28 protein-coding genes are annotated in these 22367 nt (G+C 59.6%); 16 read left to right on the top strand and 12 right to left on the bottom strand.

Features of this window, described 5'->3' with window-relative positions:
• Window positions 1-11: 11 nt before the first annotated feature.
• From ACR0NF_RS08190 to yddG, 10 genes are all read left to right on the top strand, one after another.
• Window positions 12-578 carry a TlpA disulfide reductase family protein gene (locus tag ACR0NF_RS08190; protein WP_480470922.1) on the top strand — a complete coding sequence of 189 codons (567 nt, stop codon included), beginning with the start codon at window positions 12-14 and terminating at the stop codon, window positions 576-578.
• Window positions 579-668: 90 nt separating this feature from the next.
• Window positions 669-998 (top strand): hypothetical protein, encoded by a 330-nt coding sequence (locus ACR0NF_RS08185; RefSeq protein ID WP_480667253.1) that lies wholly within the window; start codon window positions 669-671, stop codon window positions 996-998.
• A gap of 60 nt (window positions 999-1058) precedes the next feature.
• Window positions 1059-1445, top strand: coding sequence for a hypothetical protein (locus ACR0NF_RS08180; protein WP_480470924.1), 387 nt, complete (start codon window positions 1059-1061; stop codon window positions 1443-1445).
• Window positions 1442-2413, top strand: a complete 972-nt coding sequence (locus tag ACR0NF_RS08175) for a sterol desaturase family protein (protein ID WP_480470925.1) — start codon at window positions 1442-1444, stop codon at window positions 2411-2413. The genes ACR0NF_RS08180 and ACR0NF_RS08175 overlap by 4 nt, the downstream gene beginning before the upstream one ends.
• Window positions 2414-2504: 91 nt before the next feature.
• Complete coding sequence (locus tag ACR0NF_RS08170; RefSeq protein ID WP_480470926.1) at window positions 2505-2687, top strand: hypothetical protein; 183 nt, start codon at window positions 2505-2507, stop codon at window positions 2685-2687.
• A 94-nt stretch (window positions 2688-2781) separates the two neighbouring features.
• Window positions 2782-3615, top strand: coding sequence for an EAL domain-containing protein (locus ACR0NF_RS08165; protein ID WP_480470927.1), 834 nt, complete (start codon window positions 2782-2784; stop codon window positions 3613-3615).
• Between the two features lie 190 nt (window positions 3616-3805).
• Entirely contained in the window at window positions 3806-4981 is a 1176-nt protein-coding gene (locus tag ACR0NF_RS08160) for an acetyl-CoA C-acetyltransferase (RefSeq protein ID WP_480470928.1), read from the top strand.
• Between the two features lie 187 nt (window positions 4982-5168).
• Window positions 5169-5891: an acetoacetyl-CoA reductase gene (phbB, locus tag ACR0NF_RS08155; protein ID WP_170353550.1), complete on the top strand. Its 723-nt coding sequence runs from the start codon at window positions 5169-5171 to the stop codon at window positions 5889-5891.
• Window positions 5892-6194: 303 nt separating this feature from the next.
• Window positions 6195-7142 carry a transcriptional regulator GcvA gene (locus ACR0NF_RS08150; RefSeq protein WP_480667252.1) on the top strand — a complete coding sequence of 316 codons (948 nt, stop codon included), beginning with the start codon at window positions 6195-6197 and terminating at the stop codon, window positions 7140-7142.
• Window positions 7139-8005 carry an aromatic amino acid exporter YddG gene (gene yddG, locus ACR0NF_RS08145; RefSeq protein ID WP_480778051.1) on the top strand — a complete coding sequence of 289 codons (867 nt, stop codon included), beginning with the start codon at window positions 7139-7141 and terminating at the stop codon, window positions 8003-8005. Before ACR0NF_RS08150 ends, yddG begins: the two co-directional genes overlap by 4 nt.
• Here yddG and ACR0NF_RS08140 read toward each other — a convergent pair.
• The 3 genes from ACR0NF_RS08140 to ACR0NF_RS08130 form a co-directional block, all read right to left on the bottom strand.
• Entirely contained in the window at window positions 8002-8166 is a 165-nt protein-coding gene (locus ACR0NF_RS08140) for a YdcH family protein (protein WP_010443648.1), read from the bottom strand. The genes yddG and ACR0NF_RS08140 overlap by 4 nt on opposite strands.
• Window positions 8167-8290: 124 nt before the next feature.
• Complete coding sequence (locus tag ACR0NF_RS08135) at window positions 8291-9058, bottom strand: tRNA1(Val) (adenine(37)-N6)-methyltransferase (RefSeq protein WP_480667250.1); 768 nt, start codon at window positions 9056-9058, stop codon at window positions 8291-8293.
• Window positions 9055-9270: a putative signal transducing protein gene (locus ACR0NF_RS08130; RefSeq protein ID WP_480470932.1), complete on the bottom strand. Its 216-nt coding sequence runs from the start codon at window positions 9268-9270 to the stop codon at window positions 9055-9057. Before ACR0NF_RS08130 ends, ACR0NF_RS08135 begins: the two co-directional genes overlap by 4 nt.
• Window positions 9271-9326: 56 nt before the next feature.
• Here ACR0NF_RS08130 and ACR0NF_RS08125 point away from each other — a divergent pair, with 56 nt between their 5' ends.
• The gene (locus ACR0NF_RS08125) at window positions 9327-10325 is read left to right on the top strand and encodes a polyprenyl synthetase family protein (protein WP_480778050.1); all 999 of its coding nucleotides are present in this window, start codon (window positions 9327-9329) and stop codon (window positions 10323-10325) included.
• On the opposite strand, the gene ACR0NF_RS08120 is transcribed toward ACR0NF_RS08125, so the two are convergent.
• The 4 genes from ACR0NF_RS08120 to soxR form a co-directional block, all read right to left on the bottom strand.
• The gene (locus ACR0NF_RS08120; protein ID WP_480778049.1) at window positions 10318-11139 is read right to left on the bottom strand and encodes a 4-(cytidine 5'-diphospho)-2-C-methyl-D-erythritol kinase; all 822 of its coding nucleotides are present in this window, start codon (window positions 11137-11139) and stop codon (window positions 10318-10320) included. The genes ACR0NF_RS08125 and ACR0NF_RS08120 overlap by 8 nt on opposite strands.
• On the bottom strand, window positions 11129-12784 hold the full coding sequence (locus tag ACR0NF_RS08115) for a tetratricopeptide repeat protein (protein WP_480778113.1): 1656 nt from the start codon (window positions 12782-12784) through the stop codon (window positions 11129-11131). The genes ACR0NF_RS08120 and ACR0NF_RS08115 overlap by 11 nt, the downstream gene beginning before the upstream one ends.
• A gap of 154 nt (window positions 12785-12938) precedes the next feature.
• Entirely contained in the window at window positions 12939-14585 is a 1647-nt protein-coding gene (locus ACR0NF_RS08110; RefSeq protein WP_480470935.1) for an electron transfer flavoprotein-ubiquinone oxidoreductase, read from the bottom strand.
• A 136-nt stretch (window positions 14586-14721) separates the two neighbouring features.
• On the bottom strand, window positions 14722-15177 hold the full coding sequence (soxR, locus tag ACR0NF_RS08105) for a redox-sensitive transcriptional activator SoxR (protein ID WP_480470936.1): 456 nt from the start codon (window positions 15175-15177) through the stop codon (window positions 14722-14724).
• Window positions 15178-15262: 85 nt separating this feature from the next.
• Between soxR and ACR0NF_RS08100 the strand changes: the two genes are divergently transcribed.
• From ACR0NF_RS08100 to ACR0NF_RS08090, 3 genes are all read left to right on the top strand, one after another.
• Window positions 15263-15643, top strand: a complete 381-nt coding sequence (locus tag ACR0NF_RS08100) for a VOC family protein (protein ID WP_480470937.1) — start codon at window positions 15263-15265, stop codon at window positions 15641-15643.
• A gap of 237 nt (window positions 15644-15880) precedes the next feature.
• Entirely contained in the window at window positions 15881-16351 is a 471-nt protein-coding gene (gene greA, locus ACR0NF_RS08095; RefSeq protein ID WP_480470938.1) for a transcription elongation factor GreA, read from the top strand.
• A gap of 16 nt (window positions 16352-16367) precedes the next feature.
• Window positions 16368-17360 (top strand): hypothetical protein, encoded by a 993-nt coding sequence (locus ACR0NF_RS08090; protein WP_480470939.1) that lies wholly within the window; start codon window positions 16368-16370, stop codon window positions 17358-17360.
• 5 nt (window positions 17361-17365) lie between these two features.
• Here ACR0NF_RS08090 and ACR0NF_RS08085 read toward each other — a convergent pair whose 3' ends face one another.
• Genes ACR0NF_RS08085 through ACR0NF_RS08070 form a run of 4 tightly spaced genes read right to left on the bottom strand, consistent with a single transcriptional unit; the run spans window position 17366 to window position 20706 of the window.
• A complete protein-coding gene (locus tag ACR0NF_RS08085; protein WP_480470940.1) occupies window positions 17366-18631 on the bottom strand; it encodes a molybdenum cofactor synthesis domain-containing protein in 1266 nt (421 codons plus the stop codon).
• Window positions 18628-19119: a molybdopterin-guanine dinucleotide biosynthesis protein B gene (gene mobB, locus ACR0NF_RS08080; protein WP_480470941.1), complete on the bottom strand. Its 492-nt coding sequence runs from the start codon at window positions 19117-19119 to the stop codon at window positions 18628-18630. Before mobB ends, ACR0NF_RS08085 begins: the two co-directional genes overlap by 4 nt.
• Window positions 19116-19772 (bottom strand): molybdenum cofactor guanylyltransferase MobA, encoded by a 657-nt coding sequence (gene mobA, locus ACR0NF_RS08075; RefSeq protein ID WP_480778048.1) that lies wholly within the window; start codon window positions 19770-19772, stop codon window positions 19116-19118. Before mobA ends, mobB begins: the two co-directional genes overlap by 4 nt.
• The gene (locus ACR0NF_RS08070) at window positions 19765-20706 is read right to left on the bottom strand and encodes a formate dehydrogenase accessory sulfurtransferase FdhD (RefSeq protein ID WP_480667245.1); all 942 of its coding nucleotides are present in this window, start codon (window positions 20704-20706) and stop codon (window positions 19765-19767) included. The genes mobA and ACR0NF_RS08070 overlap by 8 nt, the downstream gene beginning before the upstream one ends.
• Between ACR0NF_RS08070 and ACR0NF_RS08065 the strand changes: the two genes are divergently transcribed.
• Window positions 20705-21415, top strand: a complete 711-nt coding sequence (locus ACR0NF_RS08065) for an AzlC family ABC transporter permease (RefSeq protein WP_480778047.1) — start codon at window positions 20705-20707, stop codon at window positions 21413-21415. The genes ACR0NF_RS08070 and ACR0NF_RS08065 overlap by 2 nt on opposite strands.
• The gene (locus ACR0NF_RS08060) at window positions 21412-21744 is read left to right on the top strand and encodes an AzlD domain-containing protein (protein ID WP_480778046.1); all 333 of its coding nucleotides are present in this window, start codon (window positions 21412-21414) and stop codon (window positions 21742-21744) included. The genes ACR0NF_RS08065 and ACR0NF_RS08060 overlap by 4 nt, the downstream gene beginning before the upstream one ends.
• On the opposite strand, the gene ACR0NF_RS08055 is transcribed toward ACR0NF_RS08060, so the two are convergent.
• On the bottom strand, window positions 21733-22365 hold the full coding sequence (locus ACR0NF_RS08055) for a hypothetical protein (protein ID WP_480470946.1): 633 nt from the start codon (window positions 22363-22365) through the stop codon (window positions 21733-21735). The two genes, ACR0NF_RS08060 and ACR0NF_RS08055, sit on opposite strands and share 12 nt — an antisense overlap.
• Window positions 22366-22367: the final 2 nt, after the last annotated feature.

Here is a 22367-nt window from a genome sequence, read left to right as displayed (position 1 = left end):
CCGGAGTTGATATGCGCCTATTTCGTCTGATCCCCCTTTATATGGCCCTTGCGCTGGGTGCAAACGCGGCTTTGGCTGCTGATGCCGAGACCCTCGGCCCGTTGCGTGACGGAACTCTGAAACGGTTGATCCTGCATAAGGAGCCTAAGGAGGCCAAGACTATCGAATTCCAGTTGGAAGATGATGGCGGCGTTGGCACGCTTGAGGACTATCGCGGCAAATACGTGCTGATAAATTTCTGGGCCACGTGGTGCGCCCCCTGCCGCAAAGAGATGCCTCAGATTGCCGAGCTTCAGGAAGAATTCGGTGGCGACAAGTTTGAGGTGCTCACCCTGGCCACCGGGCGCAACACGCCTGCCGGGATCAAGAAGTTCTTCGATGAGAACGGCATCGAGAACCTGCCACGCCATCAGGACCCAAGTTCTGCTACTGCGCGTGAATTTGGCGTTATTGCCCTGCCGATCACCGTGATCCTGAATCCCGAAGGTCAGGAAATCGCCCGTCTGATTGGCGATGCCGAGTGGAACTCGGATAGCGCCAAGGCGATTGTAGGGGCGCTGGTGGGTGCCGAAAGCTAACGCACACGCCATTGCGGTCAATTTGTGTTAGACTGGAACCGGCCCCGATGGGCCGGTTTTCGTTTGTAACCTGAGAGAAGGGAGACGGCGATGAAACCGGTGGTTTTATTGATTGGCCGTTTGCCAAATGTCATCGGCGACGTGGCGCGGCAGCTGGATCACATGCCGATCCAATGGCTGGGTGCGCATGATCAGGATGAGGTAAAACGGCAACTCGATGCCGAACCGCGCATCGTCTGTGCGATCATGGGCGCCGGCCTCGACGACAAGATTCGCGGTGAAATGGTGGGTATCATCGCCGCGCGCAGGCCCGATATCTGCATCCACCTCAAAGACCGGGCTTCCGGCCCTGAAGGGTTGGTGCCGTTTGTTGAGCGGGTCGTGCAGCACGAGCTTCCGGAAACGCTCGAGGTCGACTGACGCCACGCCACCTTTGACAGTACCCTTGCCGCTCTGCACTCTGCCGGGTGGGAGGACGCAATGCCGCTTGAAATACTGCTGGTTCTGGTGGTCGGAGGTATCGCCGGGATCACTCTGATGCTGCACCTGACAGGGCGATCGCGCGTGCGCGATCTGACGCCTGAAACAGCCGCGTCCGAATGGCTGCGCCATGCACCAGATGATTTCATCATTGATATCACCATCGCACATGACAAACGCACCGCCCTGATCCGCACTGAAACCGGAAACGGGCTGTTGTGGTCCTTTGGTGCCGATACCGTGGCGCGGCACCTGTTGGACTTCGACTGGATCAACCATTCGGACGGGCTGGAGGTTCAGTTTCATGAATTCGGTACACCCAAGGTTCTCATTCACCTCGATGATTTTGAACGCCCGCATTGGCAGAATTTGATGGACCCCACATGACCGACCAAGTGAGCTTTCCCGACGCGGTGCAATGGGCCGTGCCCTTCTTCATTGCTGCCATTCTGGCCGAGTTCCTCTGGATTGCCGTCAAGGGCCGAGGCGGGCGTTATGAGACCCGCGATGCGGTGACATCTCTGATCATGGGTGCAGGCAATATTGCGTCCGGTTTCCTGCTGGGCTTCATCGCCTACGCGTTCTTCATGTGGCTATGGCAAATCACGCCGCTGAACCTGGGCACTTCGATTCCGGTGATCATCCTGTGCTTCGTGCTGGACGACCTGAGGTATTACTGGGTGCATCGGTTCGGGCATCGCATCCGCTGGGTCTGGGCCAGCCATGTGAACCACCACAGCTCGCAACACTACAACCTGACGACGGCGCTGCGGCAGACCTGGACCTATACGTTCACCTTCATGATGGTTGTGCGCGCACCGCTGATCCTGCTGGGCTTCCACCCGGCCATGGTGCTGTTCGTCGGAGGGCTGAATCTGATCTATCAGTTCTGGATTCACACCGAAGCCATCGGCAAGATGCCCCGCTGGTTTGAGGCCGTGATGAACACGCCAAGCCACCATCGCGCCCATCACGGGCGCAACGCGCGGTATTTGGATTGCAACTATGCTGGTGTCTTCATCATCTGGGACAAGCTGTTCGGAACGTTTGTACCCGAGCAGGAAGATGACCGTGTCGATTATGGGTTGGTCCACAATATCGGCACGTTCAACCCGCTGCGTGTGGCCTTTCACGAATGGGTCAGCATCTGGCGCGATGCCACACAGCCCGGACTGACCCCGCGCCAGCGTCTGGCCTATTGCTTTGCACCGCCGGGCTACAGCCACGATGGCAGCCGGGACAATTCCGGGCAGATCAAAGCCAAACACCTGCTCCGCCATCCGGAAGATCGCGGAACGCCCGGATTTGAGCATCTGGACCCGCCAGTGCCCAAAGGACAGGCAGAACAAGCCTGAGCATAAGCGGATTTGCGCGAGCTTGGTTGATTTCCGGGCTCAGAGCTCCATATGAGACAGAAGTTTTGTATCCGTGCAGCCTGAGGCCATTATGACCCGCATCATCACTATCTCGACGTTTATTGGCCTTGCAGGGCTGGTAGTGGCAATGTTGGCAGCTCTGGGTGCGGGCGTATCTCCGGTTGCTTTGGCGCTTGGATTTGCAATGACCGCGCTTGGCATGATCGGCGCGGTGGTTGGTGCCGCCGGATACGCGTGGCAATCGGTACGCTGATCTGACGTGCGCGCAGAAAACTGAGTTTTCTTAACCGCAGATTCACTTGTTTGACCTGAAATCAGAGCCATTCCTTTCGTGGACAGGCTTGGATATGCGGGACAAGAAACTGGCAGACGTGCCCGAAGGCTCGGACAATCCGCTGAATGCGGCTGTGTCATCCCGGGATGGTTCGGTCGTGCAAATGGCGACCGAAGCGGTGAAACACAAACAATGCAAACTGGCCTTTCAACCGGTCATGCAGGCACAGCCGCCGCAGAATGTTGCCTTTTACGAAGGGTTCATCCGCGTTTTGGACGAAACCGGTCGGGTGATACCGGCGCGAGAATTCATGCCGCAGGTCGAAAACACTCCTATCGGGCGCGATCTGGATTGCGTTGCGCTTGAGATGGGATTGCGCACCCTGATCCGAAATCCCGGTATTCGCTTGTCTATCAACATGTCCGCCCGATCCATCGGCTATGCCGGATGGTCCCGCGTGCTGGACAGGTTTCTGAAAAAAGACAACAGCCTGGGGGAAAGGTTGATTCTGGAGATCTCGGAAAGGTCGGCCATGCAGGTGCCCGAGCTGGTGGTGGATTTCATGGACCGACAGCAGGCGCGCGGCATCGCCTTTGCGCTGGATGATTTCGGCGCCAGCAATTTCAGCTTTCGCTACTTTCGCGAGTTTATGTTCGACGCGGCCAAGATTGATGGTCAGTTCATCCGCGGAATTGCTCAAAACCGGGACAACCAGGCTCTGGTGCGTGCCCTGATCGCCGTGGCGCGGGAATTTGAGATTCTCGTAACAGCCGAATCGGTCGAAACCCCCGAAGATGCCGCCTTTCTGGTCGCTAACGGAGTCGACTGTCTGCAGGGCTTTCTGTTTGGCGCGCCATCGGTTGCGCCACCGTGGGCATCAGATAGTCAGGCAAAAACAGGTAGTTGAATAGTTGAAGGTGCGTCTTTTCGCACCGAATCCGGCACTGAGACAAGCTGACCGTTGCTGCACATGCAGCATTAAGGTATTGCAAAGAGACTGGAGCGGGGGATCACGAGGCGCTCTTGTTTTCGAGGGGTTCCTCTCGACCTGCGCCGTCAGACATCCCGCTGGACCATGACGGTAAAGGATTGACTATATGACCAACGTAGTAATCGCATCCGCCGCCCGCACAGGTGTGGGCAGCTTTGGTGGTTCGTTTGCGAACACCCCTGCACATGACCTCGGCGCTGCGGTCCTCGAAGCGGTGGTGGACCGCGCCGGGATCGACAAAGGCGAAGTAAGCGAAACCATCATGGGCCAGGTCCTGACCGCCGCCCAGGGTCAGAACCCTGCACGCCAGGCGCATATCAATGCGGGCCTGCCGCAGGAAAGCGCGGCTTGGGGCATCAACCAGGTTTGCGGTTCGGGCCTGCGTGCCGTTGCACTGGGTGCGCAGCATATCCAATTGGGCGATGCCGAGATCGTTGCCGCTGGTGGGCAAGAGAACATGACCCTGTCACCCCACGCCGCCGCCCTGCGCGCCGGTCACAAGATGGGCGACATGAAGTATATCGACACGATGATCCGCGACGGTCTGTGGGATGCCTTCAACGGCTATCACATGGGTCAGACGGCTGAGAACGTCGCTGAGAAGTGGCAGATCAGCCGCGACATGCAGGACGAATTCGCTGTCGCATCGCAGAACAAAGCCGAAGCGGCACAGAACGCTGGCAAGTTCGCCGACGAGATCGTGCCCTTCACCATCAAGACCCGCAAGGGCGACATCGTGATGGACAAGGACGAGTACATCCGCCACGGCGCGACCATGGAGGCGATGGCCAAACTGCGCCCAGCCTTCACCAAAGACGGCTCAGTCACTGCAGCCAACGCCTCGGGCCTGAACGACGGCGCAGCGGCGACTCTGCTGATGTCGGCTGAGAATGCCGAAAAGCGCGGCATCGAGCCTCTGGCCCGCATTGCATCTTACGCGACCGCCGGTCTGGACCCGTCGATCATGGGCGTCGGCCCGATCTACGCTTCGCGCAAGGCGCTGGAAAAGGCGGGCTGGTCGGTTGACGATCTGGATCTGGTCGAGGCCAACGAAGCCTTTGCCGCACAGGCCTGCGCGGTGAACAAGGACATGGGCTGGGATCCGTCGATCGTGAACGTGAACGGCGGCGCGATTGCCATCGGTCACCCGATCGGAGCGTCGGGCTGCCGCGTTCTGAACACGCTTCTGTTCGAAATGAAACGCCGTGACGCCAAGAAGGGCCTGGCGACCCTCTGCATCGGTGGCGGCATGGGTGTCGCCCTCTGCGTGGAGCGCGACTAAGCGTTTTGACATCCAGATAATAAAGGCGCCCCCTCCGGGCGCCTTTTTTGTACCACTGGGGCCTGGCCTCGAAGATGCGACGATATTGCCACCCGGAATTCAAAAACACGGCACGAAACAATATTGCGCAACACAAATCAGCACAGTAACAACATTACCAAGACGATTGAAATTGGAGGAATCCTAAATGGCACGTACAGCACTCGTAACCGGCGGTTCTCGCGGCATCGGCGCAGCAATTTCCAAGGCGCTCAAGGCCGAAGGATACAATGTTGCCGCCACTTATGCGGGCAATGACGAAGCCGCAGCAAAATTCACCGAGGAAACCGGCATCGCCACCTACAAGTGGAATGTTGCTGATTACGACGAATCCAAAGCAGGCATCGAAAAAGTCGAAGCCGAGGTTGGTCCGATCGACATTGTGGTCGCCAACGCAGGCATCACCCGCGACGCGCCGTTCCACAAGATGACGCCCGAGCAATGGCATCAGGTGATCGACACAAACCTGACCGGGGTATTCAACACCGTTCACCCGGTTTGGCCGGGTATGCGTGAGCGCAAGTTTGGCCGTATCATCGTAATCAGCTCGATCAACGGTCAGAAGGGCCAATTCGCTCAGGTGAATTATGCGGCGACCAAAGCGGGCGATCTGGGTATCGTGAAATCACTGGCTCAGGAGGGTGCGCGGGCCGGTATTACCGCCAACGCGATCTGCCCCGGCTATATCGCGACCGAGATGGTGATGGCAGTCCCCGAGAAGGTACGCGAGTCGATCATCGGTCAAATCCCGGCGGGTCGTCTGGGTGAACCGGAAGAAATCGCGCGTTGTGTGGCGTTCCTGGCGTCAGACGATTCGCAGTTTATCAACGGTTCGACCATCTCGGCCAACGGGGCACAGTTCTTCGTCTAAAGCGAAGGCATTGGAATGAAAACGGGCCGGTCCACCAAGGACCGGCCCTTCTTTTATCCCGTAAGACCGCGCGCGCTGCGGTCAGCGGGAACCGAATAGCCAGGACCAGAACCCTACAACCGCCTTGCCACGCTCTTCATGTGCGCGGTGAATGGCGCTTTGGATGGCTGGGTTTGTCGTCATCTCGATCATGTTGAACCCTTCTCTATCAAGGTGGATTTGTCTTGCCTTCAACATGACCTTTGATTTTAAACTGCACAAACGAGAGTTTTCGCCACTTCAGTTCAGAAATATTTAACCGAGATGTCCGACCGCCTGCCCCCTCTCACCGCTTTGCGCGCCTTCGATGCCGCAGCACGAAATATGTCATTCGCCAAAGCCGCGGATGAGTTGAACGTGACCCCGGCCGCGCTGTCCTTTCAGATCAAATCGTTAGAGGAGCATCTGGGTCACCCCCTGTTTCGTCGCCTCAACCGCGCAGTGGAACTGACTGAGGCCGGGCGAACTCTTGCTCCGGGAACTGCGGATGGTTTTGCTGCGCTGCAGGCCGCGTGGCAGGCAACGCGGCGACTGCAGGATGAAACCAGCCTGACAGTCACCGCTGGCCCCGCCCTGACGGCTAAGTGGCTAGCACCACGCCTGTACGAATTCGCCCGGGCCAATCCTGGGATTGACCTGAAGTTCTCAGCCACATTACGCAACATGGATCTGGAACGCGATGACGTGGACGTGGCGATCCGCTTTGGATACGGACCCGATGAGGGCCTGTATTCCGTTCCCGTCCGCAGGGAATGGCTGACGCCGGTGATGACGCCGGAACTGGCGGAACAATTCCCAACACCCGAGTCTCTGCGAGACGCCCCTCTGATCCACGACGATTCGATCAGTTTTCTAAAACCGCGCTGCGATTGGCCTGCATGGTTCCGTGCCGTAGGGCTGGATTTCACGCCGACCCACGGCGCGCATTTTTCGAACGCGGATCACGCCATCGACGCCGCTGTGGCCGGAGTTGGCGTGGTGCTAGGACGGCGCGCGATGATCCTGAAAGACCTGACCGAAGGTCGTCTGGTTGCACCGTTCAAAGTGGCGCTGGAAACCGCCGGGCGCTTTCGCTTTCTGTGTCTGCAAGGAGCGGAAAAACGACCCCAGATCGCAGCGTTCCGCGACTGGTTCATATCCGAGATTGAAAAGACCGCGCATATATCGGATGAGTTCGAAATCATCCCGGTCGAGAAGGTGTCCACTGAATGAGTAAAATGGCTGCGACTGCAATCGGTTTTGTCGCTGTGTTGCTCTGGTCCTTGCTGGCCCTGTTCACGGTGGGCTCGGCCCCGACTCCGCCTCTGTTGCTGAACGCAATCTGCTTTTCGATCGGCGGTATGTTGGGCCTGATCTGGACTGTTGCGAGTGGCGGCGTCGGGCAGCTTCGCCAGATCACGTGGACCACCTATCTGTTCGGAACGATTGGACTTTTCGGCTACCATGCGCTCTATTTCTCGGCCTTGCGCATGGCCCCTGCAGCCGAGGCCGGGCTGATCGCCTATCTCTGGCCCCTATTGATTGTACTGCTGTCTGGTCTGCTGCCCGGTGAGCAGCTGAAACCTGGTCATCTGATCGGGGCGTGCCTTGGCTTTGCCGGGGCCGCCGTCATCATCACCGGTGGGGGCAGTGCGGGGTTTCAGATACAGCACCTGCCCGGCTATGGGTTGGCTTTGCTATGCGCACTGACATGGTCAAGCTACTCGGTCCTGTCGCGTCGTCTGGGCGATGTCCCTACAAGCTCGGTTGCGGTGTTCTGCGTATTGACGGCTATTGCCTCATGGATCTTGCATTTCGCGGTAGAAGAGACGGTCTGGCCACAGACCGCGTTGAGCTGGGGCTCAACCCTCGCACTGGGGCTGGGGCCGGTGGGCTTGGCGTTCTATGTCTGGGATATCGGGGTCAAGCGCGGGGATATTCAAATCCTTGGCACCGCCTCGTACGCGGCCCCTTTGCTTTCCACGCTGGTCTTGGTTCTGGCCGGGATCGCCGCCCCGTCCTGGGGTCTGGCGATCGCGGCCTTGTTTGTCACCGGTGGCGCTGCCATCGCGGCCCGCGCCAGCCTGAAGGCTTAAGCCGACAGGCGCTCGATCTCTTCTTTAAGCTTCAGCTTCTGTTTCTTGAGCTGGGCGATATGGAGATCGTCGATACCAGGTGAGCGTTGCGCTTCTTCCACTTCAAGACCGAGAATTTCATGTTTCTTCTTCAACTCCGTCAGATGTGCGCTCACGCTCATGGCGGTCCTCCTTCTCTGGTTTGTAAGTGTCACGTAAGAAGTTGATCACATCATTTCCAGCCTGTCACGCTGCAGTCGCACAGAATCTGTAATAAATCCGACAAATTCGGCTGGTCATTGCCGATCAGTCGAACAACCCCGTCAAAGCCGCCCCATCCCGCAACACAGCCGAGACCTGAGGCGTATAGCTTTCGCCATCCTGAACATGCCGGTCCCCCGTATGCAGCACCAGCGGTGCAAGCAGCCGGAATGCAGCGTGCCCACCTTTTCTGGCGCGCAGGATCACCAGCTCAGCCGCACGATTTATGCGGGGCGACAATGGCAGCACCTCGACCGAGCCCAAGCGACCCGCACAGCCTGCCAGAATATCGGGCAAACGGTCGGCTTTCTGAATCATGTGCAGATACCCGCGCGGAGCCAGCCGCCGGGCGGCAACATCGATCCAATCCTGCAACGGCGTATCCTCGCCCAATGCGGCCCTACGCCCCGGGTCTGTGGACGGGCTGTGCGCTCCGGCGCGATAATACGGGGGATTGGCAATGACGTGATCGAACTGCATCTGGCGCAGGTCATCTGGCAAGGCATTCAGATCGGCCTCGACCACGGTCAGTGCAGCGTTGTCATCCGCATTCCGGCGCGCCAGTTCCGCATATGCCTGCTGCAGCTCGACCCCAGTCGCCTGCAATTGCGGCACGCGGGCCATCAGGCATTGAATGGCGGCACCGGCCCCGCAGCCCAGCTCCAACACCGTCTGGCCCGCATGCACGGGGACGGACGCGGCCAGCAGGACCGGATCAACCCCCGCCCGATATCCCGAGCGCGGTTGCCATAACCGTACGCGGCCGCCCAAAAAATCATTGCAGGTCAGATCGCTGTCGGGAAAACTCTTCATCGCCCCAGCGGGATCTCATTGTCACGCATGACTCGCTCGGCACGGTTCAGATCGTCGGCCCGCACCATCAGGCGGCGAGGGAAGATTCCGATGCCACCTTCGAGGATGCTCATATTTACGTCCATCTGAAAGCAGTCTATATCCTCGCCTTCAAGGAGAGCCGTTGCAAAAGCCAGGATTGTCGGATCGGTACTGCGCAATAGTTCTTTCATGGGGATGGATGTAAGGGCAAGGTGAGCCGGAAGTCGAGCCTTGTATCAGGAGTGTGATGGACGTCGGCACAATCTCGAAACCGCATGAACGTCTAGCAGAGATGCTGGCGGATGAAATGGCAGCGGTCAACACGCTGATTCGGACGCGTATGGCGTCGGAACATGCCCCGCGCATCCCCGAAGTGACCGCCCATCTTGTCGAAGCTGGCGGTAAGCGCCTGCGCCCGATGCTGACATTGGCTGCGGCGCAGTTGTTCGGCTATTCCGGCGACCATCATGTCAAACTGGCTGCAACGGTCGAGTTCATTCATACCGCAACCCTGCTGCATGACGATGTAGTTGATGAAAGCAGGCAGCGGCGCGGGCGTCCTACCGCGAACCTGCTGTGGGACAACAAATCCAGCGTACTGGTTGGCGATTATCTGTTTTCCCGCAGTTTCCAGCTGATGGTCGAAACCGGATCTTTGCGGGTTCTGGACATTCTGGCCAATGCCTCGGCGACCATTGCCGAAGGTGAGGTGCTTCAGATGACGGCAGCCACTGATCTCGGCACGGATGAGGGCGTGTATCTGCAGGTGGTGCGCGGCAAGACGGCGGCGTTGTTTTCTGCTGCAACCGAAGTGGGTGGCGTCATCGCTGGCGCGTCTGAAGCCCAGGTCAAGGCGCTGTACGACTACGGAGATGCGCTGGGAATTGCGTTCCAGATCGCTGATGATCTACTGGATTATCAAGGCAATAGCGCGGCGACGGGTAAGAATGTAGGCGACGATTTCCGCGAACGTAAACTGACCCTGCCCGTGATCAAGGCCGTGGCGCAGGCCACCGCCGAAGAGCACGCCTTCTGGGAGCGTACGATTGGTCGCGGACGTCAGGAAGACGGCGATCTGGACCATGCCCTGTCGCTGATGGCGAAATACGGCACGCTGGACGCGACGCGCGCTGATGCCTTTGGCTGGGCCGCCAAGGCCAAGGCAGCACTTGCGGCGCTGCCCGATCATGAAATCCGCAGCTTGTTGGGTGATCTCGCAGACTACGTTGTTTCGCGCCTCAACTAAGCGTCGCGGCACGGCACCACCATTCAGGGTGCGCCGCGCCGATTTCATAGGCCGCAAAATGAGCGGCTTTCAGCGTTGGATAAAGCGCGAAACAGGTCGAGCCTGAGCCTGACATGCGCGCCAGAAACACGTCTCGTGTATCGCTTAGTGCATCAAGGACATCCGGGATGTCCGGTGCTACGGATGCCGCAGGTGCCTCCAGATCGTTCCGCTGACCCAACAGCCACTCAGTGCAGTCTTCCGGTGTTGTAAACGCGGGAATCATTGCAGGCATCGGCGCGTTATCTCGCCTCTGCAGAGCGGAAAAGACCGGCCCGGTCGGAACCGGGATACCCGGATTGACCAGAAGCGCGGGCAAGGGCGGCAAAGTAATCGGTTCGATCTGATCGCCGATCCCACGCATTCGCGCCGCCGAGGCCTGGATACAGACCGGAACATCGGCACCCAGTGAAACCGGAACGGTGTCGGCCATTTTTGCCCCTTGGGCGGTCAAACTGCGCAGGACCGCCGCTGCATCCGAGGACCCGCCGCCAATACCGCCGCCATGGGGCAAGTGTTTCTCCAGTTGGATTTGCCCTGTCCACCCGACGGCGTCAGCCGCCTGCCACACCAGATTGCGCGCGTCACAGGGCACACCATCGGCGAACTCTCCGCTGACATCCAACGTCAAATCCGGCCCGGTGGTCAGCGTCAAACGATCTCCGACATCGGCGAAAACAACCAGCGAGTCCAGCAGATGATAGCCATCCGCGCGCTGGCCGGTCACATGCAGGGTCAGGTTGATCTTGGCGGGCGCAAACGCCTCAGCCTTCATTGGCAACCTTCAGGGGCTCAGAACCTTCTTCCTGCAACACCACGTCCAGCCCGGCCTCGATCTTGCGGCGGATGCGTTCAGGATCGGCCTCGCCATCGGTGTCTGCGGGATCAATGAAGGACAGGGCGCGTTTCCACTGGAATTCGGCTTCGCGGGCACGGCCCACGGCCCAATAGACATCGCCCAGATGGTCGTTGACCACCGGATCGACCGGCATCAGTTCGACCGCACGCTCCATATGATCCACCGCTTCTTCATAGCGCCCCAGACGGAACAGGACCCAGCCCAAACTGTCGACGATATACCCGCTGTCCGGGCGTGCAGCGACGGCGCGTTCAATCATCTCAAGCGCTTCGTCCAGCTTTTCCTGCCGCTCAACCAGCGAGTAACCCAGATAATTCAGCACCTGCGGCTGATCCGGGTTCAGCTCCAGCGCGCGGCGGAAGTCGGTTTCGGCCTCGTCCCAATTCTTGAGCCGCTCGTGCGAGATTCCACGGGCATAGTGCAGGAACCAGCTGCCGCTGATGCCATCCTCGGTCAGGTCAATCGCGCGGTCATATGATGTCACCGCCGCAGCATAATCCTCCTGCTGACGGCGCAAATCGGCCAGCGCTACATGTACACCGGGCAGATCGGGGTTTTGCGCGGCCAGGTTCTGCAGCACCTCTGCAGCTGCGTCTTTGCGCTCTGACCGGCTGAGCACTTCGGCGCGACCAAGCTCAGCGGCGTGATAGTCACTGCTTTCCGGCGGCACCTGACGATAGACGTCAACAGCCTGATCATATTGCTCAAGCCCGTCCAGCAGTTCAGCGCTCAGCAGAATGGCGTCAATATGGTCGGGGCGCAGGAACATCGCGATACGGGCATAGAGCAGGACATAATCCGGCGACGCCTCGGCGCTGAGCGCGGCGCCAACCGAGAAGAACACCTCGGCCATGCCATCCTGCGCCGAGCCCACATGGGTAAAGGGCAGAGTTTGCCCGTCGGTCAGCTGCGCGACATAGTTTTCAATGGTTGGGTCGCTTCCCGCAGCAAAGACATCGTCAAGAAATTGCAGCGCATCCGTGTTCCGATCCAGCTGTGACAGAACCTCGGCCCGTGCCAGCGCGGCGCGGCGCGACAGCCGGGCGACGGTTCCGTCATTGGCCGCAAAGATCGCCTCGGCCCCTTCGAAATCGCCAATCGATGCCAGCGCCACGGCTTTGTGATAAAGCGCGAAATCCTTCAGACCTTCCTGCGTTGAAACAAGATCAAACTGCTCCATCGCTTTGGTCATGGCACCCTGGTCCATATAGGCCCAGGCGGCCATCAGCCCGTCAACCAGTGGGCCAACGCCTTGCGTCTCGGGATCACGGGCCAGAAGCTCTTCGAGCGCGCCATCTGCAATCAGGTTGGCGGAAATGACCATCCGCGCCGCCTGGCTCGGCAGGCCGTTGGCCTCAATGGTTTCTGCCACGGGCAGCGCGCGCTTGATCTGGCCAAGAGCAAGCCGTGCCACCACGACATTCTCAAGCAGCTTGGCGTTTTGGGGGTCGGTCTTCAGCGCCTGAGAATAATAGCGTTCTGCCGCAGGATAGTCGCTCTGATAGATCGCCTGCCGACCGGCCAGATACGAACCCGTATCCGCCATCGCGGGAAGCGTCATTGCGGAGCTGAGGATCACGGCCAGTGCCGTGCGTCGAACCAGGGAAACCACCGATATCTGCCTTGCTATCATTGAATGTACGATAAGCTAGGGCTTCGGCAGGCAAGAGGCAATGGCAGAGCCTTCACGACCCTGCCAGAGCCCGTCTTTTCGCTTACATGTTGGGATAGTTCGGGCCATCCCCGCCCTGCGGCGTGGTCCAGGTGATATTCTGGCTGGGATCCTTGATGTCGCAGGTTTTGCAGTGGACGCAGTTTTGGAAGTTGATGACGAATCGCGGACCGTTCTCATCCTCGACCATCTCGTACACGCCTGCGGGGCAGTAACGCTGCGCCGGTTCATCGAACTTGGGCAGGTTCACTTTGACCGGGATTTCCGGGTCGGCCAGCCGCAGATGGCAGGGCTGGCTTTCCTCGTGGTTGGTCGCCGCGAAAGATACGTTGGTCAGCCGGTCGAAGGACAACACGCCGTCGGGTTTCGGGTAGTCGATAGGCTGGTGCTTGCTGGCATCCTCGGTCGATTCCGCGTCGTTCTTGCCATGGCCCAGAGTGCCCAGCAGAGAGAAGCCCAGCGTGTTGGTCCACATGTCCATGCCGCCCAGCATTAGCGAGGCGGTCAGGCCGTATTTCGACCAAAGCGGTTTAACGTTGCGCACCTTCTTCAGATCGCTGCCGATGGCACCATCGCGCACGTCAGTTTCATAAGCGGTCAGCTCATCACCCGAACGCTCGGTCTTGATGGCGTCATAGGCGGCCTCAGCCGCGGCTTTACCCGACAGCATGGCGTTGTGGTTGCCCTTGATGCGCGGCACGTTGACCATGCCCGCAGAACAGCCCAGCAGCGCCACGCCCGGCGCAACCAGTTTCGGCATCGACTGATAGCCACCCTCGGTGATTGCGCGCGCTCCGTAAGCCACGCGCTTTCCGCCTTTCAACAGCTCGGCCACCATCGGGTGATGCTTGAAGCGCTGGAATTCCATGTAAGGGTACAGATGCGGATTTTTGTAGTTCAGGTGAACCACGAAACCGACATAGACCTGATTGTTTTCAAGATGATAGATGAACGACCCGCCGCCTGCATTGCTGCCCAGCGGCCAACCCATGGTGTGCGTGACGCTGCCTTCTTTGTGCTTGGCCGGGTCGATCTCCCAGATCTCTTTCATGCCGACGCCGTATTTCTGCGGCTCTTTGCCCGCAGACAGGTCGTATTTGGCGATAACCTCCTTGGATAGAGAGCCCCGGACGCCCTCCGACAGGAAAACGTATTTGCCGTGCAACTCCATGCCCGGCTCGGTGTTGGGACCGTAGGAGCCATCGGGCTCCAGACCAAACACACCAGCCACGACGCCTTTGACTTCGCCGTTTTCGCCATACACCATTTCAGAGCAAGCCATGCCGGGGAAAATCTCAACACCCAGCTCTTCGGCCTGTTCAGCCATCCAGCGGCAGACATTGCCCATCGACACGATGTAGTTACCGTGGTTGTTCATCAGCGGCGGCATCGGGAAATTGGGGATGCGCAGCTTACCGGCCTCACCCAGCATGTAGAAGTTATCTTCATGCACCGGCACGTTCAGCGGCGCGCCCTTTTCCTTCCAATCCGGGATCAGCGCGTCCAGACCGCAAGGGTCCAGCACCGCACCCGACAGGATATGCGCCCCCACTTCCGAGCCTTTTTCCAGCACCACGACATTCAAGTCGGCATCCAGCTGTTTCAGACGGATGGCCGCTGACAGGCCCGCGGGGCCTGCACCCACGATCACTACGTCATATTCCATCGCTTCGCGTTCAATCTCGGCCATCGCGGGCTCCCTAGCTAACTTTCCGAATTGGCGCTTTCACTGCGTGGTCGGCGCAATATTGTTTCACGGCTGATTACATGCTGAGAAAGACATAGGTCAATCGAAACACGGCGTAACAATGCCTCTATTCGACACTTCACGCCTCTGGCGCATCACCCATCAGGTATCTGGGGCCGCTGCCATGGGTTTTGGCCCGGTCATCGGGGTTGTAAAGCCTGCATTTGGGCAAGCTGAGACACCCGCAGCCGATGCATCCGTCCAGATTGTCGCGCAACCTTATCAAAATATCGATTCGCGCGTCGAGATGAGCGCGCAATCCCTGACTGATGTCTTTCCAATCCTGTGGTGTGGGTGTTCGATTGCCCGGCAGGCCTGATAGCACTTCACGTATCTCAGGCAGGGTCAGGCCGAACTGTTGCGCAATCATAATGAAGCTCAGCCGCCGGATATCAGCCCGCTGGTATCGGCGTTGCCCTCCGGCATTGCGCCAGGGCGCGATCAGACCTTGCGCCTCATAGTACCGGATAGCTGAAACAGCCAGCCCAGTGCGCCGGGCCAATGCGCCAATTGCAAGCCCCTCGGAAACCGCCATCTCATCCTCATAAATAATCCTTGACCTAAAGTTAGGTTTAGAAATTACGGTGAGTCGGGACAAGCCAAATCGTAAAGGAGCTCCCATGATTGCAACGCTTGAACACACCAACTTCACGGTCCGCGACCCCAAGGCGTCGGCGGCGTGGATGCAGGACGTCTTTGACTGGAAAACGCGGTGGGAGGGTCCGGCCATTGCCGGCGGCTATACCGTGCATGTGGGCGGGCCCCACACCTACCTTGCGCTTTATAACCCGGGCAATCCAAAGCCACTGAACAACAGCAGCTATGACATCGTTGGTGGCCTGAACCATGTGGGGGTGCTGGTCGAAGATCTGGATGCCACCGAGGCGAAGGTCAAAAAGGCCGGGTTCGAGCCGCACAATCACGCCGATTACGAGCCAGGCCGCAGGTTCTATTTCCGCGACGACAATGGCATCGAATTCGAAGTGGTCCAGTATGATTGAGCTGCTCTGGCTCGGAACCGACGCCCATCGCTGGCGGCGCGGTGACCTTCTGAGACACCGTCATAGGCGAGCTATGCCGCCGCCAAAACGGCGCTAAGTTGCAGGTTGCGCCAGAAGGCGCGCCTGCCCTCTTGCAATTCACGCCTCATTTGGGTCAGGTAATTGCTGACCCATCTTTCGCCCCGACGCTATCACCCTGCGGCGGGGCGTCACAATTTCTGCGTGGACGACAAGACTATGGAAAAAATCCCCATGACGCCTGCGGGCAATGCCGCGCTCGAGGCAGAGTTGAAGAACCTCAAATCGGTCGAGCGACCGGCGATCATCGAGGCGATTGCCTCGGCGCGCGAACTCGGCGACCTGAAGGAAAACGCCGAATACCATTCGGCCCGTGAAAAGCAGGGCTTTATCGAAGGTCGCATCAAAGAACTTGAGGGCGTGCTGTCGCTGGTTGATGTGATCGATCCGACCAAGCTGTCCGGCGCGGTGAAGTTCGGGGCCAAGGTCACTTTGGTCGATGAAGACACCGACGAGGAAAAGACCTGGCAAATCGTGGGTGAATATGAGGCCAATATCGAAGCGGGCCTTCTGAATATCAAATCCCCTATCGCCCGCGCCCTGATCGGCAAGGATGAAGGCGACAGCGTCGAGGTCCGCACCCCCGGCGGTGTGCGCTCATACGAAATTCTGAGCATCGAATACGCCTGATCCGGAGCGTCACGTCATGTCCGACACCGACCCTGATCCGGAAGATAAGAAACCGACCTCTCTGGGCATCTATGACCGACCCGGTTCCCCTTCGGTGACCGGGATCGAAATCGCGGCAGGTGCGCTCAGCCTGTTGTGGCTGGTCGTGGCCGTGGTGTTTCTGGTGCTGCCCGGCGCCGGACAGGGCGGATTTATCGTTACGGCTCTGGCCGTGTTCCTGCCGGTCGCGATGATCTGGGTCGCGGCGCTGGCGATGCGTGCCAGCCGGATCATGCGCGAGGAAAGCGCCCGGCTTCAGACTGCGATCGATGCCATCCGCAACAGCTATGTCACGCAGCAACAGCGCGCGGCCAGCACCTATGAGCCGACGGTTGGCAAAAAACTGGACGAAATTGCCGAGACCGCCAAGAAAACCGAAAGTGCATTGGCCACATTCTCGACCAACCGCGCCGAGCCGACGCGGCCCGGCAAGCGATCGTCTGAGCCTGCCAATCAGACTTCGCTGGAGCTGGGCACATCGGCGGAAGAGATCACGCCGCCGCTGGCCCGGGATGTATTCATCCGTGCGTTGAACTTTCCGGAAACCCAGGATGACAAGGAAGGCTTCAACGCTCTGCGCGTTGCGCTGAAGGATCGCAAGGCGGCAAAGCTGGTGCAGGCCTCGCAAGACGTTCTGACCCTCCTCAGCCAGGAGGGGATCTATATGGACGATTTGCGCCCCGACATGGCCCGGCCTGAAGTCTGGCGACAGTTTGCGCATGGCGAGCGCGGGCGGGCGGTGGCCACGTTGGGCGGCATCCGCGACCGGTCCTCGCTGGCGCTGACGGCGGCGCGGATGAAGCAGGACCCGATCTTTCGCGATGCGGCCCATCACTTCCTGCGCCGATTCGATCACATGATCGCCGATTTCGAACCCGAGGCCAGCGACGCCGAACTGACTGCACTGGGTGAGACCCGAACGGCGCGAGCCTTCATGCTGGTTGGTCGCGTGGCGGGGACGTTTGACTAAGGCGTTTAGAGACCGAAGCTTCCGTAGGGGTAAAACCGCACTGGATCACCCGGCTGAATATGGCGCGCGCCGTCTTCGATCTCGACCAGCCCCTCGGCCCAGCTGAGCCCGCTGATCCGGCCAGAGCCTTCGGACCGGAACACCTCGACTCGGCCCTCTCGAATTCGCGCGCGCAAGTACTCGCGACGGCCCGGTTTCTTGCGTTTCTCGAACGCGGCGGGCACATCAAAGCCCTGCGGTTCCTGCCATCCTGCACCAGCCATCAGGCTTAATGTGGGGCGGGCGAAGATCAGCGTGCAGACCAGCGCGGCCACGGGGTTGCCGGGCAGACCAAATACCGGAGTTTCCTGCCACATACCCAGCGCCAAAGGCCGCCCCGGTTTCAACGCGATGCGCCATTCCTGCATCGCCCCCGCCTCACGCAGCAGGGCCGAGACATGGTCCTCATCCCCCGCCGAAGCCCCGCCGCTGGTCAGGATCACGTCAGCTTGCGTCGCTGCGTCGTCCAGTCGCTGTTTCAACGCGTCCCGGTCATCGGGCACACGCCCTAAATCGACCGCATCGAAGCCCATACGCGCCATCAGAGACAGCAACATCGGGCGATTGACATCGTAAATCTGCCCGGGTCCCACAGCGCCGCCCGGTTCGACCAATTCATCGCCTGTGGACAGAATACCCACGCGAAGGACCTTACGGACCGGGACCTCATTAATGCCTACCGCCGACATCAACGCCAGATCCGCCGGCGTGACATACCGCCCCGCGGCCAACGCGACGTCACCCTCGGCGACGTCTTCGCCCGCCTTTCGCGCATTGGCCCCCTGTTTCAGCGGGCCGTGAAAGGCAATGTGACCGTCCTGAACCGTCACGTCCTCTTCCAGAATGACTGTCTCCACACCCTCTGGCAGAGCGGCCCCGGTCAGAACCCGGATCGCGTGGTCCTGCGGCACTACCCCTTCGAACGGAACGCCTGCGGCCGCCCGCCCTTCAATCAACGGCATAACGCAGGGGCCTTCGGGTATGGCCCCGGCAAAGCCATAGCCATCCACCGCCGTATTCGGCAGCGGGGGATTGGAGCGTTTGGCAATCACATCTTCTGCCAGAATGCGCCCAACGGTCTGCATCAAAGGCACGGTTTCTACCCCGGTCACCACCGTCAAACGGTCGCGCAATAGCGCCAAGGCGTCATCGACCGGTGTCCATTTCACCCCGGCGGGCAGCGCAAAACAATCGTCGCGCAGGGGCGGAGGCGTGATATCCGGTTTGCTCATAACCCGACCTCTTTCAGTATGAAATCCGCGATGGCGGTGGTGTCGTTCAGATCGAAAACCACACGATCCGTGTCCAATAGAGTATCGCTTGCAATCGCTCGAATGGATGGATCACCGGGGGCGATCAGCGGGTTGTCCGCAACAGCGCGAAACGCCTCGACCTTGGGATGGGATTCGCGTTTGAAGCCTTCGATCAATACCAGATCAACCGGCGAGAGGCGGCCCAGCAGATCTGCCAAAGACGGCTCCGGCGCGCCGCGCAGTTCCTGCATCACTGCGATGCGCTGCCCCGAGGCCAGCAGCACCTCTGATGCGCCTGCCGCGCGGTGGCGATAACTGTCGGTGCCGGGTTGGTCGACGTCAACGGAATGATGCGCGTGTTTCACGGTGGAAACGGTGAGACCACGACCGGTGATTTCAGCCACCAACCGCTCCATCAACCCGGTTTTGCCCGCGTTTTTCCAGCCGGTGACGCCGTAGATCCTCATGCCTGCTCCAACAGTGTCTCGGCGCGGGCAAGATCATCGGGAGTGTTGACGTTGAAGAAGGGGTCAAAGGGCTCGGCCGGAAACAGGGCTTCGCGCCCATCGTGCTGATCGGTCCAAAGCACCACCTTGCGCAGCCCGTCCTTCAGCGCCGCCCGCAGATCATCGCGCAACGCGACGGGCCAGAGGCCGAAGGTCGGGTGCCGGTTCACGCGTTTGCCGCCGCCGGATTTCAATGCTTCATCGCCAGTGCGCGGAGTTGTGGCAAGTACAAGGGGATATTTCTGCCCATCGGAAGCCCGTACCAACTGTCTCACCAGATCACGCGGAAAGAACGGTGTATCCGCGGCAACCGTCACGATGGATTGCGCGCCTTGTTCAGCGGCCCAATCGAGACCTGCGAGAACACCGGCCAGCGGTCCGGCGAAACCCTCAATCGAATCTGCGATCACGGGCAAGTCCAACTCAGAGAACCGAGAGGCGTCTCCGTTCGCGTTGAGCGACAGACCGTCCACCTGAGGCCGCAGCCTATCTGTCACGCGATCCAGCAGGCTAATTCCACCGATCTGCAACAGCCCTTTATCGCCTCCTCCCATGCGGGTCGCGAGGCCACCAGCCAGAATAACACCCAACGGCTTTTGCTGTTGTTCAGCCATTGGCACTCTTCCTGCGATGTTTCTTATCCTCGACCGCTACAGTCGCCGGGTCCACGTCGCGCATCAGACGATCCTCACCTGACAAACACACGAACCGCTGCCCGCGCATCCGACCGATCAGAGTCAGGCCGACCGCGCGCGCGATCTCGACGCCCCAAGCGGTGAAGCCGGAGCGCGAGGCCAGAACCGGAATGCCCATCATCGCCGTTTTGATCACCATTTCCGAGGTCAAACGACCGGTCGTATAAAGGATCTTGTCCGCGGCCCCCTCACCCTCGGACAGCATCCATCCCGCGATCTTGTCGACGGCGTTGTGGCGGCCCACATCTTCCATATAGACCAGCGGGCGGTTTTCACGGCACAGCACGGTGCCATGAATCGCCCCGGCCTCAAGGTACAGCGACGGGGTGCGGTTGATCTTGGCGGCCAGATCATACAGCCACGAGGTGCGCACCGAGACCTGCGGCAGACGCACGTCCTCAAGCCCCTCCATCATGTCACCAAAAACCGTGCCCACGGCACATCCGCTCGTGCGGGTTTTTTTCTTCAGCTTGTCCTCATACGAGGTTTCACGCGCGGTGCGCACAACCACGGTTTCCAGATCGTCGTCATAGTCGACCTGCGTGATCTCATCATCCGCAAGCAGCATGCCCTGATTGCGCAGGAACCCCAGCGCAAGATACTCGGGATAGTCACCAATGGTCATCGCCGTCACGATTTCCTGCGAGTTTAGAAAAATCGTCAGCGGGCGTTCCTCGACCACCGAGATCTGGCTGACCTCACCATTCTGATCCACGCCTTCCACGGCACGGGTCAGGCGGGCGGCCCCAGGATCGGGCGCGATGAGATAGTCTGACAGGTCCAATTCCGTGGCCAATTGCAACCCTTTCCCAAGACGGCTACTGCTGCTCGCAACACCATAGGATTTAGCCATGACCTCTGCCACATCCAAGTCTTACTTCTGGAAAGGTTTTCGCGACGGGACGCCGTTTGTCTTTGTCGCGATGCCCTTTGGTCTGTTGTTCGGCGTTTTCGCGACCGAGGCGGGGTTTAATGTCGTTCAGACACTGGCCTTTTCCGCCACCGTCTTTGCCGGGGCGGCACAATTCACGGCGCTGCAATTGCTGCAGGACAATACCCCCACAATGATCGTTCTGATCTCGGCGCTGGCTGTGAACCTGCGGGTCGCGATGTATTCGGCCTCGCTGACGCCTTACTTGGGCGCGGCACCATTGTGGCAGCGCGCCTGTGCGGCCTATTTGATCGTCGATCAATCATATGCCTGCTCGATGGTCCGGTTTGAAAAAGAACCTGATATGTCTGTGCCCCAACGCATGATCTATTTCGTCGGCTCGGTCACACCGATCACACCGCTTTGGATTCTGGGCACGTATCTGGGGGCGGTGCTGGGCACGCAGATCCCGGAAAGCTGGGCCCTGGACTTTGCCTTGCCGATCACGTTTCTGGCCATGATCGGGCCGATGATGCGCACCTTTGCGCATGTGGTTGCCGCACTTGTTGCGATTGCGGTTGCTCTGCTCACCGTCGCAGTGCCGTTCAACCTCGGCCTTCTGATCGCAGGTGCCGCAGGGATGATTGCCGGCGCGCAAGCAGAACTGATGCTGGAGCGGAACAAGCCATGACTCAGATCGACAACGTGACTATCTGGATCATCATCATCGGTCTGGCGGTCGGAAGCTATCTTCTGCGATTCACCTTCATCGGGTTGGTCGGAGATCGCCCGATGCCGCCCTGGCTGCTGCGCCATCTGCGTTACACCGCCGTTGCGATTATCCCTGCCCTGATCGCGCCGCTTGTGGTCTGGCCATCGGCAACCGACGGGCAACCGGACTTGCCGCGCATGGCCGCGGCTGCGGTGGCGCTGACGGTCGGGTACGTTACCAAGAATGTTCTGGCGGCGATCTTTAGCGGTGCGGCCACGCTCTATGGTCTGCTTTATTTAGTTGGTTGAGGTCGCTTCAAGCTGATTGAGCCGCGCGTTGTTTTCCGCCAGCCCCTGCTGCAGATCGGCCGAGTCACTCTCACGATATTCGGTGGTGACAACCCCCGGGACCTGCCCGAATTGGTCTGACAGTTTCACCGGATAGAAGGTCGTGCTGATCTGCTCGAATCCCGGGACCTGCTGCAACAGCTGCGAGGTTGAGTTCGCGCAGAACGCCCCTGCCACCGGCCCCATCTGTTTGGCCAGTTGCAGCGCAATCTCGGCTTGTTGCGGGGTCACTTCAATGGTCTGGATGCGTGCATAGTGCGTTTCGCGCGCATGGCTGCTGCGATAGGCCCGTTCGACATTCGGGGTGATGCCATAAAGCACGTCGTTCTTGATCGGAACCACATCCGCCCGGAAGGACCCGGCAGGATCGAAGATCACGCGTTCGCTACCACTGATCATCAACGATGTATGCGCGCCTGACCCGGTGCGCGTGCTGATCATGGTATAGAGCGTCAACGTCGAGGGCCCCGGATCACGATAGGATCGGGCCACAATCTCAGACGAATCTGCCTGCGGGCGCTGCGAACCGGCGCAGCCCGCGACGGTCACCGCCAACAGGCAGGCTATCAGAAACCTAAACACGG

This window comes from Ruegeria sp. CF4 (genome assembly GCF_056537345.1).
The sequence above is the reverse complement of the archived record's forward strand: the minus strand, read 5'-3'. Positions and strand labels throughout refer to the sequence as shown.